General features: G+C 67.1%; 12 protein-coding genes. 9 read left to right on the top strand and 3 right to left on the bottom strand.

Features of this window, described 5'->3' with window-relative positions; translation table 11 throughout:
- The first annotated feature begins 32 nt into the window (after nucleotides 1-32).
- The 6 genes from HLH35_RS09845 to HLH35_RS09820 all read left to right on the top strand — a co-directional run bounded on the left by HLH35_RS09845 (nucleotide 33) and on the right by HLH35_RS09820 (nucleotide 8,681).
- Nucleotides 33-893 (top strand): MurR/RpiR family transcriptional regulator, encoded by an 861-nt coding sequence (locus HLH35_RS09845; protein ID WP_182978971.1) that lies wholly within the window; start codon nucleotides 33-35, stop codon nucleotides 891-893.
- Between the two features lie 86 nt (nucleotides 894-979).
- Entirely contained in the window at nucleotides 980-3,379 is a 2,400-nt protein-coding gene (locus HLH35_RS09840) for a TonB-dependent receptor (protein WP_182978970.1), read from the top strand.
- Nucleotides 3,380-3,423: 44 nt separating this feature from the next.
- Entirely contained in the window at nucleotides 3,424-4,761 is a 1,338-nt protein-coding gene (locus HLH35_RS09835; RefSeq protein ID WP_182978969.1) for a CapA family protein, read from the top strand.
- Nucleotides 4,754-6,244 (top strand): amidohydrolase family protein, encoded by a 1,491-nt coding sequence (locus HLH35_RS09830; RefSeq protein ID WP_182978968.1) that lies wholly within the window; start codon nucleotides 4,754-4,756, stop codon nucleotides 6,242-6,244. Before HLH35_RS09835 ends, HLH35_RS09830 begins: the two co-directional genes overlap by 8 nt.
- The gene (locus HLH35_RS20305; RefSeq protein WP_182978967.1) at nucleotides 6,241-7,221 is read left to right on the top strand and encodes a GTP-binding protein; all 981 of its coding nucleotides are present in this window, start codon (nucleotides 6,241-6,243) and stop codon (nucleotides 7,219-7,221) included. Before HLH35_RS09830 ends, HLH35_RS20305 begins: the two co-directional genes overlap by 4 nt.
- Nucleotides 7,218-8,681, top strand: coding sequence for a M81 family metallopeptidase (locus HLH35_RS09820; protein WP_182978966.1), 1,464 nt, complete (start codon nucleotides 7,218-7,220; stop codon nucleotides 8,679-8,681). The genes HLH35_RS20305 and HLH35_RS09820 overlap by 4 nt, the downstream gene beginning before the upstream one ends.
- 9 nt (nucleotides 8,682-8,690) lie before the next feature.
- Here HLH35_RS09820 and HLH35_RS09815 read toward each other — a convergent pair whose 3' ends face one another.
- The 3 genes from HLH35_RS09815 to HLH35_RS09805 are packed head-to-tail and all read right to left on the bottom strand — an operon-like array spanning nucleotide 8,691 to nucleotide 12,321.
- The gene (locus HLH35_RS09815) at nucleotides 8,691-10,229 is read right to left on the bottom strand and encodes an aldehyde dehydrogenase family protein (RefSeq protein WP_182978965.1); all 1,539 of its coding nucleotides are present in this window, start codon (nucleotides 10,227-10,229) and stop codon (nucleotides 8,691-8,693) included.
- Nucleotides 10,222-11,112, bottom strand: coding sequence for an NAD(P)-dependent oxidoreductase (locus tag HLH35_RS09810; RefSeq protein WP_182978964.1), 891 nt, complete (start codon nucleotides 11,110-11,112; stop codon nucleotides 10,222-10,224). Before HLH35_RS09810 ends, HLH35_RS09815 begins: the two co-directional genes overlap by 8 nt.
- Before the next feature lie 51 nt (nucleotides 11,113-11,163).
- Nucleotides 11,164-12,321, bottom strand: a complete 1,158-nt coding sequence (locus HLH35_RS09805) for an amidohydrolase (RefSeq protein ID WP_182978963.1) — start codon at nucleotides 12,319-12,321, stop codon at nucleotides 11,164-11,166.
- A gap of 183 nt (nucleotides 12,322-12,504) precedes the next feature.
- Here HLH35_RS09805 and HLH35_RS09800 point away from each other — a divergent pair, with 183 nt between their 5' ends.
- From HLH35_RS09800 to HLH35_RS09790, 3 genes are read left to right on the top strand one after another with little or no spacing between them, the layout of a single operon-like run.
- Entirely contained in the window at nucleotides 12,505-13,710 is a 1,206-nt protein-coding gene (locus HLH35_RS09800; RefSeq protein WP_182978962.1) for a diaminopropionate ammonia-lyase, read from the top strand.
- Nucleotides 13,700-14,998 (top strand): Zn-dependent hydrolase, encoded by a 1,299-nt coding sequence (locus HLH35_RS09795; RefSeq protein ID WP_182978961.1) that lies wholly within the window; start codon nucleotides 13,700-13,702, stop codon nucleotides 14,996-14,998. The genes HLH35_RS09800 and HLH35_RS09795 overlap by 11 nt, the downstream gene beginning before the upstream one ends.
- Nucleotides 14,995-15,909: an N-carbamoyl-D-amino-acid hydrolase gene (locus HLH35_RS09790; protein ID WP_182978960.1), complete on the top strand. Its 915-nt coding sequence runs from the start codon at nucleotides 14,995-14,997 to the stop codon at nucleotides 15,907-15,909. Before HLH35_RS09795 ends, HLH35_RS09790 begins: the two co-directional genes overlap by 4 nt.
- Nucleotides 15,910-16,073: the final 164 nt, after the last annotated feature.

Raw genomic sequence — 16,073 nt, 5'->3', positions numbered from 1 at the left:
ATGTTTCATAGAAAGTGCGTAAGCGGACAGTGATGGAAGACGACACCCCCATAGAGGTAAGGATCATGCGGGTTCATGGTGAGCTTTCTCCGGGCGAACGAAAGCTGGCGGCCGTGCTGCTGGAGATGAACGGCAATTTCTCCGGTTTCACGGCCGGCGAACTTGCGGCACGGGCGGATGTCTCCAACCCGACCGCCGCGCGATTCTTCCGTCGCCTGGGTTATGCAAACTACCAGCAGGCCCACAACCAGGCCCGGGACAGGGCCTCGGCGGGATCACCGCTCACCGCCTTGCGAAAAAAGAGCCGGCGCGATTCCGCGTCCTTCGACTTCGCGCCCTACGCGGAGCACGAGGCACAGAACCTGCGGCGCACGGCGATGGATATCGCACCCGCTGATCTGGCAGAAGCCGTCCGACTGCTAAAGACCTCGCGCCGGATCTGGATCGTGGGATACCGGAACTCCACGGTCGTGGCGATCTATCTCCATGCCGTGCTCTCCCTGCTGCGCGACGGCGCCTCATTGGCGCCGAGGGCCGGAATGACGCTCAGCGAGGAACTCGTGAACATGGGCAAGGACGATCTGGTTGTCCTGCTTGCGTTCCGGCGCCGGCCCGCGATCCTCTCGCGTATCCTCCGCGAAGCCAGAAAGCAGGGTGCCAGGGCACTGCAGATCACGGATCCCGGCCAGCCACTGAGCCCCGACGCGTCGGTCCTGACGCTGCGCTGTTCGGTCGAAGGGTTGGGAATCTTCGACAATTACGGCTGCGCGATCACGCTGGTGAACTGCCTCGCCTCGCTGCTGGAAGAATCGATCGGCAGCGCCGCCGTGCAGCGCCTGAGCGAGGTGGAACGCCTGCTAGACGAGGTGGACGGCGTCGCCACGGGGACCTGAGGCATCAGGTCCCCGCCAGGGCTCTCTCCGTACGGAATACGTTTCGATTTAGCAACATATTTCACTTCCAAACAACGGAGTTAGAAATGAGGGATTTTCGACTGAGCCTGAAAGCGGCGTTCTCCCTGGCCACAGCCCTGGGCACCGTCTGCGCGGCTGACGCGCAGACGGTGCCAGCCCGATCCCGGCATATGGCCAAGCCCGTCGCGACCGCCAAGGCCGTCCCCAGCCAGCCAGCCCACGCGAAGGCAAGGAACGCCGCCGTTCACTCCGCTGCCGAGACGGTCGCGGTAACGGCCCAACGACGCGCCTTCAAATTCACCGCCCAGCAGCACGAGGCGACCTCGACCACCTATCTCGACGCTCAGGTCCTGGCCGAACGCCATATCAATACGGTCATGGACCTTGGCCGCGTGGTGCCGAACCTTACTGTCCAGTCCGAAGGCGGTAGTACGGCGCCATCATTCTATCTTCGCGGAATCGGGCTCCAGGACTACACACAGAACAACATGCCGTCCGTCCTGACCTATTTCGACGGTGTTCCATTTCCGATCGCGTCCATGAGCAGCGGCATGATGTTCGACGTCCAGAGCGTCGCCGCCGAGCCGGGGCCGGTCGGCTTCACCCACGGTCTGGGAGACACCGGCGGCGAAGTCCGTATCGAGAGCAACGCACCGACGAAGCAGCTTCATTACGGCGCCACCGAGGACATTGCCACGCGGGACCGGAGCAAGACCGTCGTCTACGTGTCCGGCCCGATTACGGACAAGCTCCAGTACCGCATCGCGGGCGAGAACATGGAAGGTGGCGCCTTCCGCTTCAATCGCGTCACCGGACAGAAGATCGGCAATGCCAATTTCGGCGCGATCCGCGGGCGCCTGGCCTGGCAGCCGGACGAGAAGACCAACATCGACCTGATCGCCAACTGGTCCCTGGATCGCTCGGAGGCGACGACGAGCTTCGTGCTGCAGGATTTCTCGAAACTCAGCAACGCCCCGCGCGACACCAATATCTACGCCACCGGCTGGAGCCTCAATCCGGTCTATGCGAAAGTGCTCGGCATCTCGCCAAACAGCGTCCCATCGAACAACGACGTGAACTGGAACATCACGTTGAAGGGCGACCACGATTTCGGCTTCGCCAAGCTGTACGGCATCACATCCTTCGCCCAGCAGCAGCGCCACGAATATATCGACCGCGACGCCCTGGCATTCCGCTCGGGCGACACCTATTTCGTGTCCGAGACCAACATGTTCTCGCAGGAACTGGGCCTTCAGGGCCGGCCGCTGTTCCACGACCGGTTCCACTGGGTGGTCGGGATGTACTACAACCGGATCCGCAACTACGGATCGAACTGGTTTGACCTTTCCGACTATATCGGTCTGATCCGCGACAGCACGCATCAACAGCCGGAGCAGAATTTCAGCCAGTTCGCGACCCTTGGCTACGACATAACCCGCAAGCTGAAACTCTCCTTCAGCCTGAGCCACCAGACCGACGACCGCCAGCTCGTTGGCGATGACATCAGGCAATATTACTACGGCGCCACGGCCTCCCAGTGCGGCGGCGCGCCGTCATGCTGGACGTCGCATGCCTTCGGGACGCACGGTGCGCTCACCAACCAGTTTTCCGGCAAGACCGGCATCAATTACCAGGCGACGCGCAATGTCCTCGCTTATTTCACCATCTCCCGGGGCGTGAAGCCGGGCGGGTTCACGACGAACACCACCGTCTCCGACGTCCAGATCAAGCCGTTCAAGCCGGAATGGGTGCTGGCCTACGAGGTAGGACTGAAGACGGAGTTCTTCGATCACAGGCTGCGGCTGAACTGGGCCGCATTCTATGACGATTACCACGACAAGCAGATCCTGGGTACCGTCGTGATCCCGGGCAACCCGAAATCCTATACGGGCCCGACGCCGGGAACCTATGGCTCCTACGTCAATATCCCCCATTCGGAGATCTGGGGGACCGAGTTCCAGCTCGAGGCCCATCCGTTCAGGGGCTTCAGCCTGTCGCAGAATTTCGGTTATCTGCGCAGCAAATACACGGATTACCAGCAGGTCAACAGCGCTGCGGTGTCCGCCGGCTACGCGGTCACCGGGATCTATACGCCGGTCTATACCGATTACGGCGGCGCCGACATGGGCCTGCCGAAGCTGACGCTCAGCGGCATGGCGTCCTACGACACGAGGCCATTCTGGAACCATTACATGATGAATTTCGAGGTGGATTATTCCTATCGCACCATGCAGGACAGCTTGCAGCCACGCGGGACGGGCGTCTACGTCGTTCCTCCGTATTTCCTGCTGGGTGCGAGCGTCACCTTCAAGCCCGTCAACAGTCGCTGGTTCGTGACCGCCTATGCCTCGAACCTGACAAACCGCCATTACATCGACGTGGTGAGCGTGGCTGCGACAACGGTGCTGACGGGCATCTCCGGCGAGCCCCGCTTCGTCGGTGGCCGTTTCGGCGTCGATTTCTGACGGCGGTCGACCACAGAACCGGATCACGAAAGCGGAATACCCTCATGCCCACCCTTGCCCTGACCGGCGACAGTATCCTGCTCCGCCGCCTCAACAGCATGAACGATCCCGCGATCAGCCCCCTGTTCGACCTGATCCGCAGTTCGGACATCGCCTTCACCAATCTGGAGGTCCTGCCGAACGATTTCGAAGGCGATCCGGCACTCGAGAGCGGCGGCTCACATTTCGGGGCACCGTCCTGGGTGATCGACGAACTCGCCGAGGCGGGGTTCGACCTGTTCGCCACGGCAACCAACCACAGCCTCGACTACAGCATCTCGGGACTGCGCAAGGCGATCGCAGCGCTGGACGCACGGCAAATCCTCTATGCCGGGATCGGCGAAACCCTGACGCGGGCGCGCATGCCCGTCTACTGCACGCGTCCCGAAGGCACCGTGTCGTTGCTGTCCTGCACAGCGACTTTCGCCACCGGGCAGGAGGCGGCGGCGCAGACGGACGCGATGCAGGGGCGGCCAGGGCCGAACCCCCTGCGACACGCAGCCGTGTACGAGGTGACGCCGCAGCAGATGGCGACTCTGCAGGAAGTCGCAGAGCAACTGGGCCTGGAATCGATCCGCAAGACGACGATCCGGCTCGGCTTCGGCTTCCCGCCCGCCTCGGAAGACATCCTGCCGCTCGGCGGGATGAATTTCCGTGCCGCCCCGGCGGCCAGGATCAGGACCACCGCCAACACCGAGGACATGGCGGACATCGCCCGCTGGGTGAAAGAGGCACGGCTGGTCTCGGATCTGGTGGTGGTCAGCCTGCATGCCCATGAGGTCGGCTACAACGCCGCCGGAGAAATGGACCCCGAAATCCCCGCCGAGTTCCTGGTGGAATTCGCCCATGCGGCGATCGACGCAGGGGCCGACCTGATAGCGGGGCACGGGCCGCATCTCCTGCGTGGCATCGAGATCTACAGGGACCGGCCGATTTTCTACAGCCTTGGCAATTTCATCGGCCAGAACGAACTCGTCCCGCGCCTGCCGGCCGATTCCTACCGCCGTTTCCGCGCAAGCCCGGACCTGACGCCCGCCCATGTCTACCGCCTGCGGACCGAGGCCGACACGAAGGGCTTCCCGGCGGAAAGCCGGTTCTGGGAAACGGTAATGCCGGTCTGCGAGTTCGGGCCGGCCGGCGTGACCTCCATGACCATCCATCCGGTGGAGCTGGGATTGGGCGGCCCGCCGCACCGACGCGGCATGCCGCGCCTGGCAACGGGCGAGCAGGCATCGTCGATCCTCGGGCGGCTCCAGGCGCTGTCCGGGTCGTTCGGCACACATTTCGAGCAGGAAGGCGATACGCTGCGCTGGCAGATCGCAAAAGGAACAGAGCATGTATGACACGATCATCCGGGGCGGGCTGCTCGTCGATCCGGAAACCGGGCTCGAATCCCCCGGCGATCTCGCGATCCGTGCCGGCGTGATCGAACGCGTCGGCCATGTGACGGGCGACGCGGCGGTGGAGATCGACGCGCGGGGGCTGGTGGTGGCGCCGGGCTTCATCGACATTCACGCCCATGGCCAGTCCCTGGCGGCCGACCGCATGCAGGCCTTCGACGGCGTTACCAGCAGCCTGGAACTCGAAGTCGGCATTCTGCCGATCGGCGCGTGGTACGACCGGCAGAAGGCCGCGCGCCGGGTGCTCAATTACGGCGCGTCGGTGGCGTGGGCATTCGCCCGGATCGCCGTGATGATCGGCCGCCCGCTGGAACCGTCGCTGTCCTTCATGGGGCGCTGCTTCGACGATCCACGCTGGAGCCAGGAAACGGCGACTGACCGCGATCTTGCCGCGATCCTCGCGATGGTCGAGTCCGGGCTGGCAGAAGGCGGGATCGGCATCGGCATCCCGCATGCTTACCTGCCCGGCGCCGGTGCCAAGGAGATCGTGGAACTCTGCGCGCTCGCCGCCCGGCACGACGTGCCGACCTACACGCACATCGCCTACTCCTCGAATATCGATCCGCGCAGTTCGATCGATGCCTACACGCGGCTGATAGGCTATGCAGGGGCAACCGGCGCGCATATGCATATCTGCCACTTCAACAGCACGAGCCTGCGCGACGTGCGCCGCGCGGCCGAAATCGTCGCCAAGGCCCAGGCCCAGGGCCTGCCGATCACGGTCGAGGCCTATCCCTACGGCACAGGCTCCACGGTGGTCGGCGCGCCCTTCTTCGCCGATCCGGCCTTTACCGAGCGCACGGGCAACCCGTACACCGCCATCCAGTTCGTCGACGGCGGACACCGTATCAGGGACCGCGACGAACTGCTCGCGGCAGGCCAGGCGCGGCCGGAATCCCTGGTGCTGTGGCATTTCCTGGATACCGAGACCGATCCCGAGGCGCGGGAGCTCTTGGATCTTTCCGTTCTTTATCCCGGCGGGATCATCGCCTCGGACGCCATGCCGTGGACCATGCCCGACGGGACGATCTATGAAGGCGACGCCTGGCCGCTGCCCGAGCAAGCCGCATCGCATCCGCGCTCGTCCGGCACGTTCACGCGTTTCCTGCGCGAATATCTGCGCGAACGCGGCAAGGTCTCGCTGCGCGAAGCCATGCGGCGCTGCTCGCTGGGCCCCGCCAGGATTCTGGAGGCCAGCGTGCCCGCCATGCGCCGCAAGGGCCGCGTGCAGGAAGGATGCGACGCGGATCTGGTCGTCTTCGATGTGGAAACGATCACCGACCGCGCCGAATTCATGGCGATGAACCGCCATGCCGAGGGCGTACGGCACCTGTTCGTCAACGGCAGCCGCGTCATCGCCGACGGGAAACTGGTCACGGACGCCTTTCCCGGCCAGCCGATCCGTGGACGCGGGACCGGGTCGTGACCGGCACGGCCGCCGCCGTTCCCATCACCATCATCGGCGGGTTCCTGGGCGCCGGAAAGACAACCCTGCTCAACCGGATCGTCACTGCGCAGGCGACGCGCCGCCTGGCCGTGATCGTGAACGATTTCGGCGCGATCGACATCGATGGCGAACTGATCGCCCGGCGCGGGGAAGACGTGCTGGCGCTGCGCAACGGCTGTATCTGCTGTTCGCTGCAGGGCGACCTGCTGGGGACGCTGCGCCGCCTGCTGGCGCGCGATCCGCCGCCGGAGGGGATCTTCGTCGAATGCAGCGGCGTGTCGCGGCTCGACGACATGCGCCGGGCCCTGCTGGACCCGGTCATCTGGGCGCATGTGTCCTTCGAAGGCATCGTGTGCGTGACCGACGCCGAGGCGCTGGCCGAGGCCGGGCCGGTGACGCGCGATCCGCTCTTCCGCGAACAGGTCCACGCGGCCGATCTGATCGTGCTGTCGCACGCCGATCGGCTGGAGGCAGAGGCGGTCGACCGGGCCGAACACGCCCTGCACGCGATCCGCCCCGGCGTCGCGATCGCGCGCGACGGGGCGAGGCTCCTGGCCCATCCGGCCCTGCGGGCGGCAGCGGCACTTGCCCCCCGCGTTCGCGGCCTGCGCGCGTCGGCGGGGGAGATGGCGGCGGACCAGGAGTTCGCCAGCCTGGCCTGGCGGTCGGACGCGCCCATCGACGTGACGTCGTTCCGCACGGTGCTGGAGCGTCACGCGCCGGGCCTGCTGCGGGCCAAGGGCATTCTATACGCCGCCTCGGCGCCGGATCGCGGAATGCTGCTGCAGATGGTGGGCATGCGGGCCACCGTCGGCCCGGCCCCCGAACGCGCGCTGGCCGACCGTTCGACCCGGATCGTGTTCATCGGCCGCAGGGGCACCTTCGACCCCGCCTCCCTGCTGCGCGACCTCGCCGCGCTCCCGGCACCATTGCGAACGACAAGGATTCTGAAATGAAAATCTTCATCGCGACATTGGGGACCGAGACCAACACGTTCTCGCCCATCATGACGGGGCGCGGCGCCTTCATGGGCGAACGCGACTGGTTCCGCAACGGCGCGACCGCCCACCCCACCACCATGGCGAACCTGCCGCTGAAGACCTGGCGGGCGCTCGCGGAACAGGAAGGGCACGACATCGTCGAGAGCGTATGTTCGTTCGCCCAGCCGGCCGGACCGACCCTGCGGCGCGTCTATGAGGAACTGCGCGGCTACGTGATCGAGGATCTGCGCGCGGCCCTGCCGGTCGACGTCATCCTGATATCGATGCACGGCGCAATGGTCGCCGTCGGCTATGACGATTGCGAAGGCGACATGCTGACGCACCTGCGCGCGGTGGCCGGGCCGGATACCGTCATCGGAACGGTGCTGGACCTGCATTGCCACCTGACCCCCGCCATGATGGCGCAGGCGGACCTGATCGTCACCTACAAGGAATATCCGCACGACGATATCGCCCCGCGCGCGACGGAACTCTACCGGCTGGCCGCCGACACGGCCCGTGGCGCGATCCGCCCGGTCATGGCCGCGCATGATTGCCGCATGCTGTCGATCTGGCGCACGCCAGAGGCGCCGGCACGCGCGTTCGTGGACCGGATGCAGGCCCTGGAGGGGCGGGACGGCATTCTCTCCGTCTCGTTCGCCCATGGCTTTCCCTGGGCCGACGTGCCCGATGTCGGTGCCAAGATGCTCGTCATCGCCGATGGCGACCCGAGCAAGGCCCAGTCACTGGCCACCGCTCTGGGGGAGGAAGTCTGGGCGATGCGCGGCGATAACACTACGCGCTATTTCACGCCGGACGAGGCGATCGACCGCGTCCTGGCGGAAACGGGCGCCCCGGTCGTCCTGGCCGACGTATCCGATAACGCGGGCGGCGGCGCGCCGTCCGATAATACCGAGATCCTGCGGCGCCTGATCGCGCGCGGGGTGCGCGACGTCGCGGTGGGCTGCTTCTGGGACCCGATGGTCGTCGCCTTGTGCCGCGAAGTCGGGGCGGGCGAGACGCTGCCGCTGAGGCTGGGGGGCAAATGCGGCCCGACTTCCGGCGATCCCCTCGACGTGGTCGCGACCGTCCAGGGGGTCACCGACGACCTTCGACAGGTCGGGCTGGGGGGCGGCACATCCTCGCTGGGGCCGGCGGCATGGCTGCGGATCGATGGCCTGGACGTCGTCGTCATGTCGCGTCGGCAGCAGACCTTCTCGCCCGAAGCCTTTACCAACCTGGGTATCGACCTCGCCGCCCGGCGGGGCATCGTGGTGAAATCCGCCCAGCATTTCTACAACCGTTTCGCCGGACTGGCATCACAGGTTCTCTTCGTCGCGGCCCCGGGCTGCGTGCAGCCGGACATGCGCGGCCTGGACCTGAAACGGGCGGGCCGTCCCCTCTGGCCCCAGGTGGAGGATCCCTTCGCCGCCTGACCCCCGGCATCATCCGACATAGCCGAAGGGCATGCCCGGCCGCGCGGCTGTCTCGACCCAGACGCTCTTGGTCTGGGTATAGGCGCGCAACGCCTCGCTGCCCGAAGAACGGCCGAAGCCCGAATGGCCAAAGCCCCCGAACGGCGAGGCGACGTTGATGGTCTTGTAGCCATTGATCCAGAACGTGCCCGCGCGCACGGCCGCCGCGACGCGATGGGCGCGGCCGACATCGCGCGTCCAGACCGCGCCGGCCAGGCCGTAGGGCGTGGCGTTGGCCAGCGCGATCGCCTCCTCCTCGGTGTCGAACGGCAGGACCGTCAGCACCGGACCGAACACTTCCGCGCACGCGATCGGGGCATCGGGCGGCACGCCGTCGATGATGGTCGGCGCGTAATAGAAGCCGCCGCTGTCGCGCAGGCCATCCGGGCAGGCCCCGCCGGCCGCCAGATGCCCGCCGGCCTCGACGGCCGCCGTCACCATGGCGGCGATCCAGTCATACTGGCGCCGGTTGTTGATCGGGCCGATCTGGGTCACCGGGTCCACGGGCGGCCCGACCGGAATATGCCCGGCGGCACCTCCCAGCCGCGCCACGACCGCCTGGTGGCAGGCACGCTGGACCAGAAGGCGCGACCCGGCGACGCAGCTTTGCCCGGCCCCACCGAAAATCGCCGCCTGGGCGCCAAGAATGGCCTGATCCATGTCGGCATCCGCGAACACGATGTTCGCCGACTTGCCGCCCAGTTCCAGGATGCTCGGCACGATGTTGCGCGCGGCGGCCGCGGCGATCTGCCCGCCCGCCTCTGCGGAACCGACGAAAACCACCAGCCGCGTGTCGCGATGCGCCACCGCCGCCGCGCCGGTCGTCAGCCCCGCGCCGGCCAGGACGTTGACCAGCCCGCGCGGCATCCCCTCGGCCCGGTCGCACAACATGCCGAGCGCGAGCGAGGTCAGCGGCGTCAGTTCCGACGGTTTTAGCACCACCGCATTGCCCGCGCAGATGGCGGGCGCGATCTGCCAGCCCGCCGTGAAGACCGGCGCGTTCCACGGCGTGATCTGCACGACCGTGCCGAACGGTTCGTGGCGCGTGTAGTTCAGATGGGTGGTGGGAACGGGAATGACCGCGCCATGCAACTTGTCGCACCAGCCGGCATAATATTCGAACATCTCCGCGACCTTCGCCACCTCGCCGCGCGTGTCGCGGATCGGCTTGCCGGCCGAAAGCGTCTCAAGCTCGGCAAGCGCGTCGGCATGATGGCGCACCAGCGCCGCCACCGCCCACATCGCCCGACCGCGGGCCGCGGCGGTCATGCCCCACCAGTGGCGCTGCGCCGCCCCGGCCGCGGCCATGGCCGCCTCGACCACCGGGATGCCGGCGTCGGCGAACGACAGGAAAGGCCGCCCGTCGGCCGGGTTCACCAGCTCCAGCGCCGCCCCGGTGCCAGGCAGGATCTCGCCGGCAACCACGCTGCCCACCACCCTGCCAGGCAGGAAGATGCGCAGCAGCGCCGAAATCCGCGCGGCTGCATCGGAAAAAGGTCCTTCAGACATCGCGCGTTTCCCCCGGCGTGCGGAAATCGGCCATGCGGGTGAAGTCGTCGCCATCAGCGATGGCGGCATCACGCCACAGGCGCCCGACATGGGCGGAGAGCGGCAGGTCGAGCCCGGTTTCGCCGACCAGTTCCAAGGCAAGCCGCACGTCCTTGCGCATCAGCCCGGCCGAAAAGCCGCTGTCGAAGGTGCCGGGCAGGATCCAGCGCGGATACATCGTCTCGCTGACCGCGCTACGCCCCGTCGCGCTGTTGACCACCGCGATGGCCTCGTCCGCCGACAGGCCGGCGGCTTCGGCCAGACGCATCGCTTCACCCGTCGTCACCAGGTGGGCGGCGACGAGAAGATTGTTCACCAGCTTCACGATATTGCCGGCACCGGACGGCCCCACATGCGGCGCCCGCGCCGACAGCGCGTCGAGCACCGGCCCGGCCTGGGCGTAATCTTCCCCGCTGCCGCCGATCATCATCGTCAGCGTCCCGGCGGCGGCACCCGATGGACCACCGCTGACCGGCGCATCCAGCAGCCCGTGCCCGGCCAGGGCAAGCTGCCGCGCCAGACGCCGCGTGGTGCCGGGGTCGGAGGTCGAACTGTCGATCACCACGACCTTGCGGTCCCGCCGCGCCAGCAGGCCGCCGGGGGTGGTCACCACCGCCTCGACATCGCGGGCTAGGGGAAGGGAGAAGACCAGCGCATCCGCGGCGCGCAGCACCGGGGCCAGATCCTCGGCGACAGAAATGCCGGCCTCGGCGGCCAGTTGCCGGCGAGGGGCACCGATATCATGGCCCAGCACGGCAAAGCCCCTGGCGGCCAGCCGGGTGGCCATCGCCAGGCCCATATTGCCCAGCCCGATCACGCCGACAGTTTCGATCGTTCCCGACATCCGGCCACCTTTGCAAAAAACGTCGCGATTCCGCCCTGCGTCGGCAAACGGTCAGCCGCGTGCCGTCAGGTCCCGCGCCAGGGCGATCCAGTAGGCCGCGCCCAATGGCAGCGCCGCGTCGTTGAAGTCGAAGCCCGGATTGTGCAGCGGGCGCGAGGGAACCGCCCCGTCCGCCCCGATCCAGGCATAGGCGCCGGGCGCCGCCTGCAGCATGAAGGCGAAATCCTCCGACGCCATCGAGGGCGCGACATCGCTGTCACACGCCCCCTCCCCAGCCGCGCGCGACGCTGCCCGTGCCACCCAGGGCACGGAGTCGGCCGTGTTCACCGTCGATGGATAGCCATGAATATAGCGGACCTCCGCCCGGCAACCGTGCGCCACCGCCACGCCGGTCCCGATCTCGGCGATCAGCGTCTCGATCCGCCCGCGGGCCGCTTCATCCAGGCAGCGCACCGTCCCGCGAATGGTTACGCGTTCGGGAATGACGTTCCAGGCGTCGCCGCCATGAATCTGGGTCACGCTGACGACGGCGGGGCAGAGCGGATTCAGCCTGCGGCTGACGATCGTCTGCAGGGCCATCACCAGTTCGGCGGTGACCATGAATGGATCATTGCCGCGTTCGGGCATCGCCGCATGGGTGCCGGATCCCTGCACGACAATCTCGAACGTGTCGAACGAGGCCATGATCGCGCCCGCCCGGGTCGCGAAGCGCCCGACCGGCAGGCCCGGCCAGATATGCAGTCCCCAGACGCTGTCGCAGGGATGATCGCGGAACAGCCCGTCGGCGACCATCGCGCGGCCGCCACCCTCGCATTCCTCCGCAGGCTGGAAGATGAAATGAACGGTGCCGCGAAGATCGTCCATGGCCGCGAGGTGATGCGCCGCCGCCAGCAGCATCGCCACATGGCCGTCATGGCCGCACGCATGCATGATTCCGGGACGTGTGGAACGATAAGGAAGCTGCGTCTCCTCGGCAATCGGGAGCGCATCCATGTCGGCCCGCAGCCCGATGGCGGGCCCGTCGCCCCTGGCCAGGGTACCGACGACCCCCGTCCCGCCAATGCCGGTCCGGACCGAAAGGCCGCACGCCGCCAGTTCGCGCGCGACACATTCCGCCGTGCGGAATTCGGCGAAGGCAAGCTCGGGATGTTTGTGAAGGTCGCGGCGGATCGCGACCATGCGTTCCAGAATAGAACCGTCGAGAGCCATGGCGTTCCTCGATATCCGGGGGAATGGTCACGGGCTCGTCCGGCGCGCCCGGTCACGCGGGACATGTAACAAGTTTATCATTCCGATCACAACACGAAAAACTATTTTCATTCCGTTCTTGACAGGAAACCACTGCCCGCGCCTTGATGAGGTGTCGCTCCTCCGCTCGCGCTGGGTTCGCCAATGCTCACCAAGACCTGTCTCAACCCGATCGCCCGCCCTGCGCCCACGGCGGATTCCTTCGCCTTTCCGGCTGGGCCGGACGCCGCCGTGCAGGTGCTGCGGACGATCGCGGACTGGCCGCATTATGCGCGCACCCCATTGCTGGCGCTGCCCGGCCTGGCTCGGTCGCTGGAGTGCGGCGCGATCCATTACAAGCAGGAGGCTCCCCGCTTCGGCCTGGGCAGTTTCAAGGCGCTGGGCGGCGCCTACGCCGTGCAGCGCGTCCTGGCCGCGATCGTCGCCCAGCGGACCGGCCAGGTGCCAGACAGCCAGGACCTGTTTTCGGGACGCCATGCCGACATCGCCGGGTCCGTGACCGTGTGCTGCGCGACAGACGGCAATCACGGGCGTTCCGTAGCCTGGGGCGCGGCGCAATTCGGCTGCCAGTGCGTCATCTACATCCATCAGGCGGTGTCGCAGGCCCGGGCCGACGCCATCGCGGCACTGGGGGCGACCGTCCGGCGCCTGCCCGGCAATTACGACGACGCTGTGCGCTTCGCGCAGCAGGACGCCGCCATCCATGGCTGGCACGTGGTGTCCGACACGTCCTATCCGGGATATGCGGAAATACCGGGCTGGATCATGCAGGGGTACAGCGTGATCGCCGAGGAGATCCGTGCGCAGCTCGGCGATGTCCGCCCGACCCATGTCTTCCTCCAGGCGGGCGTGGGCGGCTTCGCGGCGGCCATCATGTCCAGCATGGCGCAGGCCTATGCCGAGGCCCCGCCACGCTTCATCGTCGTCGAACCAGATCACGCCGCCTGCCTGCTCGCCAGCGCGCAGGCAGGCAGCCGCGTCACGGTCGGCGGCGAGCTGGACACGATCATGGCCGGCCTGGCCTGCGGAGAGCCGTCGGAAATCGCATGGCCGGCGATCCATGCCCTGGCCGACGCCTATCTAGCCATCGACGACGAGAGCGTCCGCGAGACGATGCGCCTGCTGGCCGCCGGGGTGGACGGCGACGCTCCGGTGGTGGCCGGCGAAAGCGGCGCGGCCGGCCTTGCCGGCCTGCGGGAGGTCATGGGTCGTCCGGAGATCGCGGACACGCTCGGCTTGGATGCCACGTCGATCGTCGTTGCGATCGGGACCGAAGGGGCGACGGACGCCGCGCTGTATCACGCCATCGTCGGGCGGACACCGGAAGAGGTCGCGGCCGATGCCCGCTGACGGCCCGCCCCGCACCGCATCAGCCATCCCGCGGATCGACGCGCGGCGTCTTGAAGAGGCCATCCGCTCGTTCGGCCGGATCGGCGCGCTTCCGGGCGGCGGCGTCTGCCGCCTGGCGCTGAGCGACGCCGACAAGGCGGCCCGCGACGAACTGACGCACCGCATGACGATGCTCGGCCTCGTCGTGGACATCGATGCGATCGGCAACATCTTCGGCACGCGGCCGGCGCGGGCGCCCGACGGGGCGGCCGGCACGGTCATGATCGGATCGCATATCGACACGGTCTCGACCGGTGGCCTCTATGACGGCACGTTCGGCGTCCTGGCGGGACTGGAAATCGTCGCGGCGCTGAACGATGCCGCGATCGAAACCGAACGGCCCATCACCGTCGCCGCCTTCACCAACGAGGAAGGTTCCCGATTCCAGCCGGACATGCTGGGCAGCCTGGTCTTCGCCGGCGGCCTGCCGCTTGCGGACGCGCTGGCGACGCGGGACGCGGACGGCGCGGTGCTGGGCGACGAGTTGCGGCGCATCGGCTATGCCGGCGATGCGACAGGTCCCGAAAACATCGCCGCCTATTTCGAACTGCATATCGAGCAGGGCCCCGTCCTGGAGCGTGAAGGAATCCAGATCGGCGTCGTCTCGGGCATCCAGGGCATTTCCTGGCACGCATTCCGGCTGACCGGCCGTTCGGCCCATGCCGGCACAACGCCCCGGGCGATGCGCCGCGACGCGGGCATGGCCGCCGCGCGCATCGTCCACGACGCATACGAGATGGGCGCACGCATGGGGGCGGACCAGCTCGTCACCTGCGGATCGCTGCGCCTCGCGCCCGGACTGATCAATGTCGTGCCTCAGGAAGCGAACCTGACGATCGACCTGCGCAACCCCGACGACGATGCGCTACGCGACGCCGAGGCGATCCTGCTGGCCATCGCCTGCGCCGCCGCCGCCGAGGCCGGCGTGGTGGTCGAACACCGCTCGCTCGCGCGCTTCGCACCGGTCTCGTTCGATCCCGCCCTGGTGGCGGACGTCGAACGGGTGGCGACGGGCCTGGGTCATACGACCCGCCGCATGCATTCCGGCGCCGGCCACGATGCCCAGATGCTGGCTCGGATCGCCCCGTCCGCGATGATCTTCGTGCCCAGCGCGGGCGGCGTCAGCCACAATGTCGAGGAATATACGGCGCCCGACGACCTGGCGCGCGGGACCGAAATCCTGAGTCGTCTTGTCCTTCACTGGTCCTGTCCTTCCCTGGACGGGACGCGGAACGGAGCCGGAGCTTGAGCCGCGAAATCATCATTGCCGGCGCGCAGATGGGACCGATCGCACGCGACGAATCCCGGGCGTCTGCCGTCGCGCGCATGGTCGCACTGCTGGACAGGGCCGCGCGGCTCGGCGCGCAGATGGTCGTCTTTCCCGAACTGGCGCTGACGACCTTCTTTCCGCGCTGGTTCATGGCGGATCAGCAGGAGATCGACATCTTCTTCGAAACGGCCATGCCGAACGACGCCGTGGCGCCGCTCTTCGCGCGGGCCCGCGCCCTGGGCATCGCCTTCACGTTCGGCTTCGCGGAAAAGCGGATCGCGGACGGGCGCGTCCGGCGCTTCAACACGTCGATCATGGTCGATACGGCGGGAGAGGTCGTCGCGCACTACCGGAAGATCCATCTTCCAGGCCATGCCGAACACGAACCCTGGCGAGCCTTCCAGCATCTGGAAAAACGCTATTTCGAGCCCGGCGAAGCGTTCTTCGAGACCGTGCCGCTGCTGGGGGGACGCTTCTCGATGGCCATCTGCAACGATCGCCGCTGGCCCGAGACCTATCGGGAAATGGCGTTGCGCGGCGCCGAGGTGGCGACGATCGGCTACAACACGCCCCTGCATTACGCGCAGATGCCGGACCATGACCACCTGCAATCGTTCCACAACCATCTTTGCATGCAGGCCGGGGCCTATCAGAACGGCATGTGGGTGGTGGGCGTCGGCAAGACCGGCGTCGAGGAAGGCTGCGCCCTGCTGGGGCAAAGCTGCATCGTCGCCCCGACCGGCGAGATCGTGGCGATGGCCGGCACGGTCGGCGACGAGGTCATCGTCGCCGTCTGCGACCTGGATCGCTGCGCCGAAATCAGGGAGCACGTGTTCAACTTCGCCAGGAACCGCCGCCCGGCGATGTATCCGCTGCTGAGCGCGACATAATGCCCGCGACACAGCCGGAGCGGGAACGCTCCTTGCAAACTAAAACGGTTTTTATGGATCTTTCCACGGATATTTCGTATCTTATTCGTAATAACATGGAAGATTGACCTTCTGTTTCCGGGACCGGTCAATCCCGTTCGCGCCTGAACTTGGACGTTTCGACC

It is taken from the genome of Gluconacetobacter asukensis, assembly GCF_014174375.1.
Taxonomy (GTDB): Bacteria; Pseudomonadota; Alphaproteobacteria; order Acetobacterales; family Acetobacteraceae; genus Gluconacetobacter; species Gluconacetobacter asukensis.
Note: the sequence above shows the minus strand (reverse complement) of the source record. Positions and strands in the feature narration are given on the sequence as shown.

Coding starts and splice junctions, on each gene's coding strand:
- HLH35_RS09805 (WP_182978963.1), bottom strand. CDS start 12,321: ATGGCTCTCGACGGTTCTATTCTGGAACGCATGGTCGCGATCCGCCGC.
- HLH35_RS09810 (WP_182978964.1), bottom strand. CDS start 11,112: ATGTCGGGAACGATCGAAACTGTCGGCGTGATCGGGCTGGGCAATATG.
- HLH35_RS09840 (WP_182978970.1), top strand. CDS start 980: ATGAGGGATTTTCGACTGAGCCTGAAAGCGGCGTTCTCCCTGGCCACA.
- HLH35_RS09820 (WP_182978966.1), top strand. CDS start 7,218: ATGAAAATCTTCATCGCGACATTGGGGACCGAGACCAACACGTTCTCG.
- HLH35_RS09845 (WP_182978971.1), top strand. CDS start 33: ATGGAAGACGACACCCCCATAGAGGTAAGGATCATGCGGGTTCATGGT.
- HLH35_RS09800 (WP_182978962.1), top strand. CDS start 12,505: ATGCTCACCAAGACCTGTCTCAACCCGATCGCCCGCCCTGCGCCCACG.
- HLH35_RS09795 (WP_182978961.1), top strand. CDS start 13,700: ATGCCCGCTGACGGCCCGCCCCGCACCGCATCAGCCATCCCGCGGATC.
- HLH35_RS09830 (WP_182978968.1), top strand. CDS start 4,754: ATGTATGACACGATCATCCGGGGCGGGCTGCTCGTCGATCCGGAAACC.
- HLH35_RS09835 (WP_182978969.1), top strand. CDS start 3,424: ATGCCCACCCTTGCCCTGACCGGCGACAGTATCCTGCTCCGCCGCCTC.
- HLH35_RS09815 (WP_182978965.1), bottom strand. CDS start 10,229: ATGTCTGAAGGACCTTTTTCCGATGCAGCCGCGCGGATTTCGGCGCTG.